This window comes from Blautia sp. JLR.GB0024 (assembly GCF_037000545.1).
Lineage (GTDB): Bacteria > Bacillota > Clostridia > Lachnospirales > Lachnospiraceae > Blautia > Blautia celeris.
In genome coordinates, this window is the sequence record NZ_JBANBF010000001.1 from 468,660 (window position 1) to 481,363 (window position 12,704).

General features: G+C 36.9%; 9 protein-coding genes. All 9 read left to right on the forward strand.

Annotated elements, in window-relative coordinates:
- Positions 1–2: 2 nt before the first annotated feature.
- The 9 genes from V8Q34_RS02095 (at position 3) to V8Q34_RS02135 (ending at position 12,598) form a co-directional block, all read left to right on the forward strand.
- Positions 3–1,742, forward strand: a complete 1,740-nt coding sequence (locus tag V8Q34_RS02095) for a non-ribosomal peptide synthetase (protein ID WP_172682256.1) — start codon at positions 3–5, stop codon at positions 1,740–1,742.
- Between the two features lie 3 nt (positions 1,743–1,745).
- The gene (locus V8Q34_RS02100; RefSeq protein ID WP_055650117.1) at positions 1,746–5,552 is read left to right on the forward strand and encodes an amino acid adenylation domain-containing protein; all 3,807 of its coding nucleotides are present in this window, start codon (positions 1,746–1,748) and stop codon (positions 5,550–5,552) included.
- Entirely contained in the window at positions 5,542–6,567 is a 1,026-nt protein-coding gene (locus tag V8Q34_RS02105) for an NmrA family NAD(P)-binding protein (RefSeq protein WP_118721479.1), read from the forward strand. Before V8Q34_RS02100 ends, V8Q34_RS02105 begins: the two co-directional genes overlap by 11 nt.
- A complete protein-coding gene (locus V8Q34_RS02110) occupies positions 6,564–7,664 on the forward strand; it encodes a Gfo/Idh/MocA family oxidoreductase (RefSeq protein WP_335834719.1) in 1,101 nt (366 codons plus the stop codon). The genes V8Q34_RS02105 and V8Q34_RS02110 overlap by 4 nt, the downstream gene beginning before the upstream one ends.
- Positions 7,657–8,391: a class I SAM-dependent methyltransferase gene (locus V8Q34_RS02115; protein WP_055222064.1), complete on the forward strand. Its 735-nt coding sequence runs from the start codon at positions 7,657–7,659 to the stop codon at positions 8,389–8,391. The genes V8Q34_RS02110 and V8Q34_RS02115 overlap by 8 nt, the downstream gene beginning before the upstream one ends.
- Positions 8,392–8,690: 299 nt before the next feature.
- Positions 8,691–9,656 carry a helix-turn-helix domain-containing protein gene (locus V8Q34_RS02120; protein ID WP_015528443.1) on the forward strand — a complete coding sequence of 322 codons (966 nt, stop codon included), beginning with the start codon at positions 8,691–8,693 and terminating at the stop codon, positions 9,654–9,656.
- A gap of 130 nt (positions 9,657–9,786) precedes the next feature.
- Positions 9,787–10,383: an MptD family putative ECF transporter S component gene (locus tag V8Q34_RS02125; protein WP_055222062.1), complete on the forward strand. Its 597-nt coding sequence runs from the start codon at positions 9,787–9,789 to the stop codon at positions 10,381–10,383.
- Positions 10,383–11,135 (forward strand): energy-coupling factor transporter transmembrane component T, encoded by a 753-nt coding sequence (locus V8Q34_RS02130; RefSeq protein ID WP_055222061.1) that lies wholly within the window; start codon positions 10,383–10,385, stop codon positions 11,133–11,135. Before V8Q34_RS02125 ends, V8Q34_RS02130 begins: the two co-directional genes overlap by 1 nt.
- The gene (locus V8Q34_RS02135; protein ID WP_054335617.1) at positions 11,132–12,598 is read left to right on the forward strand and encodes an ABC transporter ATP-binding protein; all 1,467 of its coding nucleotides are present in this window, start codon (positions 11,132–11,134) and stop codon (positions 12,596–12,598) included. The genes V8Q34_RS02130 and V8Q34_RS02135 overlap by 4 nt, the downstream gene beginning before the upstream one ends.
- Positions 12,599–12,704: the final 106 nt, after the last annotated feature.

Below are 12,704 nucleotides of genomic sequence, written 5' to 3' on the forward strand. Positions count from 1 at the left end.
ATATGATGAACGATCGAGAGTTTTCTAATAGAAAGGAAACATTACATGGAGAATTTTATGAAAATGCATTGAAATATCCAGAGAGAATTGCGCTTATCTATGAAAATGAGAAAGTTTCTTATAAGATGTTGCGTTTATATGCGTTGCGTGCAGCAAACTATATGTGGCAAAGAGGAGTAAGAAGAAATGATAAGATTGTGGTTATATTGCCGAGAGGTATTGGACAAGTAGCTGCATTGTTAGGAATTCTTGCAATAGGTGCAGCGTATGTTCCGATTGCAATGAAGCAGCCGTTAGGACGTCGGAAAAAAATCATAGAAAATGTCAAGCCGGCTCTTGTATTGCAGGATGAAGCCTTTTTAGAAGAGAATCCATGGACTGGGTGTATTGAAAATAATTCAAAAGATACTGCCTATATTATTTATACATCGGGCTCTAGCGGAGAACCTAAAGGAGTAGAAATGAGTCATGTGGCTGCAATGAATACAATAGAAGAAATTTTACATATGTGGAATATTGGTGCGGAAGATTCCGTATTAAATATATCAGCATTTGATTTTGATTTGTCGGTTTTTGACATATTTGGTCTTTTAACTGTTGGAGGGACAATTGTTTTAATTGATGAAGACGACTTTAGAGATCCAGAAGTATGGAAAAATCTGATAGAGATTTATGGAATTACTATTTGGAATAGTGCCCCCGCGTTATTGGACATGTTTTTGATAATGGGGGAAAATAATCATTTTGGTAAATTGCGGTTGGCATTAGTGTCAGGGGACTGGATTCCTTTATATTTACCGGAGAAATGGTATAAAGTAACTTCAGTAAACTCGCAATTTGTAGCGTTGGGCGGAGCGACAGAAGGCGGAATTTGGTCCAACTATTATTGCGTTTCAAAAGTAGATAAATTGTGGAATTCTATTCCTTATGGGCAAGCATTACCAAAACAGAAATATAGGATTACGGATGAAAATTTTGTGGAGTGCGGAGTTGATATTCCTGGTGAATTGCAAATTGGAGGTGGAAGTCTGGCGAAAGGCTATATTAATGATGAAGAGCTAACAATGAAAAAGTTTATTACGGATGTAAAAGGGGAACGTTGGTATAGAACAGGAGATCGGGGAAGGCGATGGGCAGATGGAACGATAGAGTTTTTAGGGCGAATGGATACCCAAGTAAAGATACGTGGACATCGAATTGAGTTGGGAGAAATTGAAAGTGTATTAAAAAGTATTTCAAGAATAAAAGAAGCCGTAGTTGTTGCTCAGGGGGATAAATACCATAAAGAATTAGTTGCATTTTACTTGGGAGAGTACATTGCAGAGAGTGAAATAGAAGATTATCTTAAGATACATCTTCCTGAGTATTCTATACCGAATTCTATAAACAGATTAGAAAATTTTCCTCTTAATGCAAATGGAAAAGTTGATAGAAGAAGATTGGCAGAATATCAGAAAACTGATAGTGTGGAAATAATGTCTGACAAAGTATTAAATATTGTACTGATGATTTGGGAGGAGCTATTGAAAAATAAAGTGGCTGATTTGGATGAGAACCTTTTTAAGATAGGTGCAGACAGCTTGCTTGCGGCTAGATTTGTTGCGGCTATTAATGCTCGTTGCGGAATAGAGGTACGCATGAAAGAGGTCTTTATGAATCCATCAATTAACGCACTAACAAAATTGGTTGATAAGAGAAAAAATACAGATATAGCAGAATTTGTAGAAGAGGGGGAAATTTAAAAAATGCAGGACACGAAAAAAGTAGCAGGAGAATTATTAGTAGAGCTTGAAAAAAAAGGCGTTACTTTTGAAACTGTTGATGGAAAATTAAAATATAAAGATTCCAAAGGGAATTTTACAGAAAATTCTAAAGAGAAAGTTAAAAAATATAAAGAAGAAATAATTGAAATTTTGAAGAAAAAACAAACGATAGACGAGTTTATTACGGATAATGATTATGAAACTAATGTATATCCTTTGACTGATGTGCAAGCAGCCTATTTAGTTGGAAAAACAGAAGCTGTGAAGTGGGGTGGAATTGGATGTAAAGGATATATTGAGGTTGATTTTGGTTCCTACAGTGCAGAAGAACTATCAAGAGCTTGGAAAGTATTGGTAAATAGGCATGAAATGCTAAGAGCGAAAGTAACAGAGGTCGGATTTGAAATTTTAGAGAGAGATGAGATTGATTATGAAATTAAAATAGTAAATCTACAAAAAATGGCAGAGAGGGAAAAAGTAGATACTTTATCTAAGATTAGGGAAGATTTTAGTGAATATGTTTTTCATACGGAGGAACCTCCATTATTTAAAGTGCTAATAACGAAGCGTATAGAAGGAAATTTTTTCCATCTACTTGTTGATTTAATTGTTTCAGATTTTGCAAGTGTGCAACTTCTGATTTCTGAAATGGGAGAACTTTTGAAAGGAGCTTCATTAGAAAAAATAAGGTATAAGTTTTCAGATTATGCAATGTTCAATCAACAACGTAAAGGAAGTTTAAAATGGCATCAGGATAGAATGTATTGGTTAGAAAGACTGAAAAAATTGCCGGAGGCTCCAATTCTTCCACAAGATGGACGAGCCGCAGATAAGTGTGAAAATACATATGAATTTTATCGATTTCAGAAACATATTAATCAGTCTGACTGGAAACGTATAAAGGAAATTGCAGGAGAATACGGAGTAACAGTTTCATCGGTGCTTATTGGTATATACGCAGAAGTTATTTCAAGGTGGAGTTCGAATAAACATTTTACACTCAATTTACCAATTCAAAATAGACCAACTATCGGAAATAATACTAATTCCATAGTAGGAGACTTTACAGCAGTGAACTTGCTAGAAGTAAATGTAACTCAAAATATGAGTTTTATAGAAAGAGTCAAAGAAATTACAAAAAGATTGATGGAGGATTTAGAGCATAATTCTTTTTCTGGTGTCGAAGTGCTAAGAGAACTGAGTAAAGTGTCTGAAGAAAAGGAATTATTAATGCCGATCGTATTTACAGGGGTTTTGAAGACTGATGGCACTGTAGGCACTATTGAATATGGGTTTAGTCATACCCCTCAAGTATGGATTGATTGTCAGATAGTCGATGAGATAGATTCAGAAGATCAAGAAAAAGGCCTGATGATAAGCTGGGATACAAGAAAAGGTGCGATAAAAGAATCTATTGTAACGGAGATGTTTGAGTCTTTTACTGAAACAATAAGAATACTTGGAATAAAACATTCGGAAGAATGGAAGAATCCATTGGAAATTATAGTGCCAAGTGCGAGTAAGAAAAAAGTAATTTGCGAACGAAATAAAGGTATTACGAATCAATCTCGTATTCAACAGAGATTTGTTAAGTATGCGAAAAAGAATTCTAATAAAACTGCCGTAATAGATGCTGTTGAAACAGTGACATATGGAGAATTGTTGGAAAGAGCAGAATATATAGCAGGTTATTTAAGAAAAGAATTTGTGGAAAATAGAACTGGACTGGTTGCGATAAGAATGAAAAAATCTGTAAATCAAATTGCAGCAGTAATGGGTGTTTTGATTGCTGGATTTTCTTATTTACCTATTGATATAAAACAGCCATTGGCACGACAAGAAAAAATTTTATCAAAAGCAAATGTTATTGTGGAATTGGATGAGAAAAAAGTAAATATGATACTTCAGAATTTGGAATACCGATTAGAAAAGCATCCAGAATTCCAAAATCCTATTGCATATGTAATATTTACTTCTGGCTCTACAGGAGAGCCTAAAGGTGTAGTAATGTCACATACTGCGGCACAAAATACTCTTATATCTATTGAAAATATGTATAATATCTCGGAAGAGGATACAATCCTTGGTATTGCGGAACTGTCATTTGATCTTTCTGTATTTGATATATTTAGTGTATTGGGAGTTGGTGGAACATTAGTATTACCGAATCCAGAAAAAGGACCAGATGCATCCCATTGGGGCAGATTACTTAATGAATACAAAGTGACCTTGTGGAATAGTGTTCCAGCGCAGGCGGAAATGTTAGATGCTTTTGCGTCTAAATCGGAGAGTTATCCGACAGTTAGATTAGTACTGTTATCCGGAGATTGGATAAATACTAGTCTGCCAGGAAGACTAAGAAAGATTATGACCAACGCTCAAATGATTAGTTTGGGAGGCGCTACGGAAGGTGGGATTTGGTCTATATATCATGAAATTGATGAAATAGAAGAAAGGCCTACTATATTATATGGAAAAGCTTTGCTTGGACAGTGGATGGGAGTTGTAGACGAGGAATTGAGAATTTGTCCGGAATATGTTTCGGGGCAAATTGCCATAGGAGGATATTCTTTGGCAGAAGGCTATTTAGGAGATACAACATTAACAAAAGAAAAATTTGTTTATCTGGAAGAAGAAAAGAACAGGATTTATCTCACTGGAGATAATGGAAGATATGTAGAGAATGGCGACATTGAATTTTTAGGCAGATTAGATAATCAGGTAAAAATCAATGGGCATAGAATAGAAATTGCGGAAATAGAAAATGCAATACGTGGAATGCAAAATATTGAAGATTGTTGCGTGGTTTATAATCAAAGTATAGGGAAGGGTGTGCTGATAGCTTTTATAAAAAATAAAATATCGAGCATTTCCTATACGAAAGAAGAATACAGAAAGCAGTTAGCCTTTTTTTTGCCACCAGCAATGATTCCTTCAGAGTTTGTAAATGTAGAGAGGTTTCCACTTTCTACTAATGGCAAAATAGACAGAAAAGGACTGGCAGAGAGTATACAAAAGAACATCAAGGTAAAGCATAATGCAAAAGCAACTTTAATTTCGCAAAAGAAGGAATATGTAGAACTTGCTAAAAGTATCAAAAAAATCGTATGCTCTATTTCTGGAAATGATTATATTGATTATGAAGATAATTTATTAGAAAATGGACTTGATTCTTTGTTATTATCTCAGATTTCTGGGCGCATAGTTAATGACATACAAGAAGCACAAGGCATGAGATTTGATGAAATATTACGGGCATCGTTGACGATGCCAACAATTATGGGGATTGCTCAGTATATATCGGATTGTAAAAATCCTTCAAAAAATCAAATGCATAGTAATGCAGGAAATCAAACAAGAAATTCATATACTGTTGTATATATATTTGGGGATAACGAAAATGAAATAAGAGATGTTCTTATAGAAAAGTTGAGCGCTTCAAACATAAGTTGTAAGAGAGTGGGAGGGCAAGAAATAATTGAAAGATGTCATGAAGACATAAATGTTAAAAAGAAATATATTATTGCCTTTTCCGAAATGGCTTCTTTATGCATAACTAAGGCAAGTGAACTATTGGGGGAAAACATTATTATTAACCGCATTTTTTTAATAAATCCATCTAAAGCAAAAGAAAGTGATTTATATTTAGGAGATATAAGCATAATTGACGGAAATTCAGTTGCTATTAAATCTTGGGAAAAGGCTGTTTTAGGTAACGTTAGAGAATTTGAATCTAATAGTAATGACATTTTTGATATTATTATGAGGGAACTAGAAAATGATAAATAATCGCAGAACAATCTGTATTCTTGGCGGAACAGGTACTGTTGGTGTGACAGCGTGTAAGGTTTTAAGTAAGTTAGGCTATTCATTAAGAGTCAGTGTACGGAATATAGAAACAATAAAAGATACAGGAATGTATATGGCTCCCAACATCCAATTATTTGAACTTGATATTGATAAGGAAAGTAATATTGGAAAATTCTTTAAAGGAAGTGATTTGGTAATAGGAGCAATCGGACCTTCCGCAGACTATAGTGAAAAAATGTTACTTGGAGCAATGGCAGAGAATATTCCGTATGTTGACCCAGGAGGAATTCATTTAATTAGAAAAATGAGGAATTCTAGCATGAAAGGTACCGCTATAGTTGGTTCGGGAATATTTCCGGGGTTATCAGGATGGATGTTGTCTTCTGTGCTTAAAGAAGCTTTCAATGATGACTTAATAGAGATGATTATTGGAGGTGTCTATAATTTTTCAAAAGCTGCCGCAATCGATTATGTGGAAGAAATAAAAAGTTATAAAGCTGGAATTCCTATGGCATGTGTGCGAAATGGAAAAATTTTACCTGCTCAGAAAAGAAGTCCGCTGAATCTTCCAACAAGAATTTCGAAATTATCTATATTGCCATATGTTACAGAAGAAATTCAAGAAATTATACAAGGGAAATATATGCTTAATATTGATTCATATACGGCGGCACCTGTAAGTTTATTTTCAATAGTAAATAAGGCGCATTGTCAAAAAAAAGATTTAGTAAATGCATTAATGGGACAGAAAAATAGCAACCAAAAAGCTTTTATATGGGTAAGACAAAATAAAGGAAATGATAGTAGATGCATTTATTTTGAAGGAAAAAATCCGAGTGTTTTAACTGGCGAAATATTAGCGATTACTGCCAATGCAATATTTGAAATGCCTAGGAAGGATGGAATTTATACAATGGCAAGTTATCTTGAAAAATATCAAGTGTTAGATGAACTTAAAAAAATAGATAAGTTCAAATCAGAGGGAAAGATATGAAGAAAAAACAGATTTTAGTATGTGGAACAGGATTTGGGAAAATTTATTTGAAAGCTATTGCAGAAAGTAAAGAATATGAGCTTATGGGTATATTGGGAAAAGGAAGCGATAGATCCAGACTTCTTTCAAAGAATCTAAATGTGCCAATGTATACGGATATTAAAGAAATAAATCAAAATGTTGATGCAGCATGTGTAGTTGTACCTAATGCGGCTGGAGGTGGAAACGGTGCCAATATAGCTAAAAGTATACTTGCAAAAGGGATACCAACATTATTAGAACATCCTGCTCATGAGGTAGAAATTGTTAATTGTATAAAAGAATCCGGAAGTGCCGCTTTTATGTTGAATCCATTTTATCGGTATATCAAGCCAATTCGAGATTTTTTAGAGGCGGCACAAATAATAAGTAAACATGCTCATCTTATAAATGCATCCTTGGAATGCGCTATACATGTATTATATGATGGAATAGATATATTGGGGTGTGCGTTGGGAGGCTTATCTACATGGAAATTGGGAAATGTAGCAGAATCTTATACAACTTCTATGGCAGGAGGGGGTAACAGAGTTATTAGTGGTATAATTGGAATGGTTCCGGTAACATTTATAGTGAATACCAATGTGGATCGTAACGATATAGACCATCCATTACATTTATATCATAGAATAGAATTGACATTTTCCACAGGGCGGCTCTGTCTGGTCAATACCCATGGTCCGGTAATATGGCTTCCTTTCTTGCATATGCCAAGAGATGAATATGGAACACTAAGTATTAATGTAGAAGAGGAAGTAAATATACCCTCTGGTGTTACTATAGGAAATGTAATGTTACCATCAGTAAAAGAAACGTTTGAACAAATATGGCCGGATGCAGTAAAGAAAGCTTTAGAGATTTTATTTAAGCAAAATAGAACAGAAAAAATGTCCATGGCGCAATATCAAATATATGTATCAAAATTATGGTCTGAAATATGTCAGAAAGTGGGCTATATGAATATCGTTGATTATGACAATTTTGGTGACATAAAAAATATATTTTATGATTTGGAAAAAAGACATTTAATAAAAAAGGAGAATGACGGGATTGAATGAAATTGAGAATGTATACGGAGAGACAGTAGAATTTTATGATTTATCAGCTCTTTCACAGATAGGGAACAAAAAAATTGTTTTAAACAAATTTGCTGATATGGTTAAGGATTTAGATGGAATCATTTTGGATATAGGTGCAGGAACTGGAAAAACAACAATAGAGATGGCTAATATGATATGTGATAAAGAAATAATTGCTTTAGAACCATCGGCTTATATGAGAACAGCGTTTATGGCAAGATTAATGGAGCATAATGAAGTTAAAGAGAGAATTTCTCTATTGCCGATAGATGTAGGTAAATATTCATTTCGAGATAAAATAAGTGGTGTAATGTGCATGGGAGTACTTGGACATTTAAAAAGGGATGAACAAGAAAAATTATTGTATAAATTAGATAAAAATTTGAATATAAATGTCCCAATCCTGATAGAACTTTTAGAACCGAAATTTCTTGTTGCGCCAGTAGGAAGTAGAATATCGGTGGCTACTCAAGGAAGATTGCGCTATGAGACGTATATTACTGATATAAAGCAAGTGGGGATGGATCAATGGACATGGAGATTGACCTATAAAGTTTTTTGTGGTAAAAACATAGTTAGTACTGTAGATAGCCTAATGTCGTGGAATTATCAGAGTGTGGAAAAAATTTTAAACCAATTGACAAAAATGCACTTTAGAACAGCTAAATTATCAGAAACATTATTACTTGCAATAAAAGCACGATAAATATGAACTTCAGATAAAATTAACTCTCGAACTGTCAGGTGTTCCTAAAATGCCATATTTATAAGATAATTTAGCGATGTGCAGGGAGAACAATGAGAATTAATATTAAATTGTCAGTACAATGGGTTTTAAAAGTGACTTTATCGTCTTGTGAGATGCAGAAAGAAATGGAAGTAAGTGAAGTTTGTAATTTACATTAAGTAGTGTCTGCTTTTTACATGATTACAAAATTTGACTTTTTACTTTGGAAGTTGTAAAATTTAATTAGTCTTATCTAACTTCGGGAGGAATGCTTGTACATGACAAACCAATACATGAATAATCTTTATCGTGATCTGCTCTCTAATTCACCGCAGACAATAACCATAGATATTCCAGCAGACATGGGGACAGGGCAGATTTTACAGGTGGTCACGAAACAGGGAGCAGTTGTTTCGGACTGGAAAATGAATTATTTTTCAGATATGAACGTGCAGGGAGTGAGTAGCGAAGAATACATTCAAATGTTGTTCTGCTTCAATGATGGTGTTTCCTGGAATATTGCAGATAGCCGACAAAGTATCAGCATACAAAAAGGTGAGTCCTGTATTTATCGTGGACACGGGAAAATGGAATATCTGTGCTATTCCAAACAAAACGATTTCCTTTTCAAAAATGTAAAAGTACCACTGTCGTATTTCCGTAAAATTATGAATGACTATTTTGATGTTGGTGAGATTGAGGTTTATCAGAAAAAACTATTGGAAGGTATATCAAAAGTAGGTATTACTCCCTATATGGAGCACATTTTTGCGGAACTGAAAGACTTCACGCAATATCGCGGCGGATTGGGATACCTGTTTTTGGAAAGCAAAGTTTTTGAGTTGTTATCTGTATATTTGAGTGAGATTTTGGAACTGAGTATTCTTGCGTCAACTTATATAGCAATTTCCAGAAGTGACCGAGAATCCATCATAGAAGCGAAGAGAATCATTGACAGTCAGCTTGCTTTGGCACCAAGTTGTGAGGAATTGGCGCGAAAAGTCAATATTAGTACTTCAAAATTGTCAAAGGGTTTTTCCTCGCTGTTTGGAACATCGGTTCATGCGTATATTATAGATCAGCGATTGGAAAAGGCGGCAAGTCTACTATTAGAAAGTAATTTGAACGTAAGTCAGGTGGCAGCATTTGTAGGCTATTCAAAACCGAGTAACTTTGCTGCGGCATTCAAAAAGAAGTATGGGGTAATTCCTAAAAACTATAAAACGGAAAATACGATTGGTTAAAATTAAAAAATACCGATTTTGGGTAGAATAAAACCGTTTTTGGGTTGGAAATGTAGGCGTAAATTGTTATTATATGTGGTGTAGTTAGAAAATGCTAACTACACCATTTTTTAGATAGGAGGATACTGGTATGAGTTCCCAGAAAAAAAGTTCCCGGCTTGAGGGAAAAGATTTAATTACTATCGGCATCTACACCGTCATCTATGTCGTCATTGTTATGCTGGTGGCGATGCTTGGCTTCATCCCCATTTTTATTCCGCTGATGGCGGTGCTGTGTCCTTTGATTGGCGGCATCCCCTATATGCTGTATGTTACAAAGGCTAAAAAATTCGGGATGACTGCAATCATGGGTTTCCTGATTGGCCTAATCATGGTGTTCTTCGGCAACGGCTATCTTACTATGGTAACTGGTCTTGTTGGCGGTCTGTTGGCTGACGTGATCCTGAAAAAGGCAGACTACAAAAGTGCAAAGAGTACAGTTCTTTCCTGCGGTGTGTTCAGCATCTGGGTGTTTGGCAACTTTGCTCCCATTTTCCTGAACCGTGAAAGCTATATGGTAATGCTGACTGAAGGATACGGCGCTGAATATGCAGCTACCCTTAATACATATATGCCTATGTGGATTGCGCCTATTTTGCTGGTTGCCTGCTTTGTGTTTGGCCTTGTCGGAGGTATGATTGGGAAAGTCATTTGCAAAAAGCACTTCCAGCGTGCCGGTATTGCATAATGGCGCGGGAAATTCTGCTCAGCAAAAAAACAGAACAAGGGTTGCGGCTCGATCCGCGTACAAAACTGTTGCTCATCTTCATCATAAGCATTTTTGTCATGGGTGGAACAGGCGGAGAAGCTATGGGACTGATCCGCCTTGTTCTTTGTGTGGTTCCGGCTATATTGCTGCTTACCTCGAAACAATGTGCAAAAGCTGTGGGCTATATTGCTGTGTTTTCTGTTTTTTATGCTGTCCAAATTTATGTTTTGCCGCACCTTACGGGGATATTGAATTTCCTTGTTTTGTTTACAATAGGATTCTTCTGCCGAATCCTTCCCAGTGTTGCGATTGCTGCCTATGCAGTGAAAACAACAACGGTCAGTGAATTGATTTCCGGCATGGAAAGAATCCATATGCCTAAAGAAGTGACGATCCCCTTAACGGTCATGTTCCGCTTCTTTCCAACTGTCTTTCAGGAGTCAGAAGCAATCAGTGACGCTATGAAAATGCGTGGGATTAAACTTGGAGGGAAAAAATCTTCAAAAATATTGGAGTATAAGCTGATCCCGATGATTACCTGCTCCGTGAAAATCGGTGAGGAACTTTCCGCTGCGGCAATTACCCGTGGCCTCGGCGCTCCTGTCAAACGCACAAACATTTGCCAGCTTAAATTCAATTTTGCCGATGTGGTGCTGATCTTGTTTTGTTGCTTTGTAGTGTTTTGGGCGATTGCTTCCCCGATAATTTCCGCAGGAGGGATTTTGCCATGATAGATTTTCAAAATGTTTCTTTTTCTTATGGTGAAGAATCCAGCGGCGGAGGGATTAGAAATGTCAATCTCACCATAAACACAGGGGAATTTGTTTTACTTACGGGAGAATCCGGCTGTGGGAAAACAACGATTACCCGTTTGGTAAACGGGCTGGTGCCTCATTATTACGAGGGCAAATTAGAGGGCGATGTCCTTCTGGACGGAAAAAGCGTATCAGATACGCCGCTTTATGACTTGGCTGCTATGGTGGGATCTGTATTCCAGAATCCCAAAAGTCAGTTTTTCAACGTGGATACGGATAGTGAATTAGCCTTTGCCTGTGAAAATTTAGGCTATCCTCAGGAGGATATCCTGAAAAGGATTGACCGGACAGTTTCCGATTATCATATTGAAGATTTGATGGGGCGAAGCGTGTTTGCTCTGTCCGGAGGCGAAAAGCAAAAAATAGCCTGTGCTTCATCAAGTGTATTGCTGCCGGGAATTATGGTCCTGGACGAACCATCTTCTAATTTGGATATGGCTGCTATTGATGACCTGCGGCAGGTCCTAAGCCTCTGGAAAAAGCAGGGCAAAACAATTCTGATCGCAGAACACCGCCTTTACTACCTTCACGATCTTGCAGATCGTGTGCTGTATGTAAAAGATGGGGAGATTGAACGGGAATACACGCCTGCTGAATTTGACAGCTTATCGGATGGCACTCGAAAAGAAATAGGGCTGCGGCCGTTTTCTCTCTCGAAGTTGAAGCCTGCGAATCAGTATCAGGCGCATACAGCTAAACAGATGGAATTTCAAAATTTCTGCTTTGCGTATAAAAAGCGGGAACCGGAAAGCCTCCATATTCCGAGTGCAGAACTGCCTGTTGGAGAAACGATTGCCATTATCGGTCTGAATGGCGCTGGAAAATCTACTCTGGCCCGCTGTATTTGCGGACTGGAAAAGAAGTGTGGCTTTTTGCAGGTTGAGGGGAAAACCCTTGATTGGAAAGCCCGGCTCAAACATTGCTACATGGTAATGCAGGATACCAGCCATCAGCTATTTACCGAAAGCGTGGCGGATGAAGTGCTTCTGAGCATGGACAACAAGGATGAAACTGTTGTGGATAAAATCCTTAAACAGTTTGATCTGCTGGAATATAAAGACAGGCACCCGCTTTCTCTTTCCGGCGGGCAAAAACAGCGGGTAGCGATCGCGTCTGCCATTGTGAGTAACCGGGAGATCATTGTGTTTGACGAACCAACAAGCGGGCTTGATCTCAAACATATGCGGGAAGTTGCGCGGAGTTTGAAGTCACTCGCGGATCAGGGCAAAACGCTTCTTGTTATTACGCATGATCCGGAGTTGGTGATGGCGGGATGTTCGTATGTAGTCCATATGGAAAAAGGGCAAGTAAAAGAAAGCTATCCATTGGACGAATCCGGCAGTAAAAAGGTTTTGGATTTTTTCCGAATCCGCCAGTGAATTTTAGAAATTATGAATGTCAGGGCCGCCTTGACTGGACAGAAAGATAATGATAAGAGGCCGCTTTACTTTGGCGGCCTCTTGTTTTTGAAGCACAGACAGTACG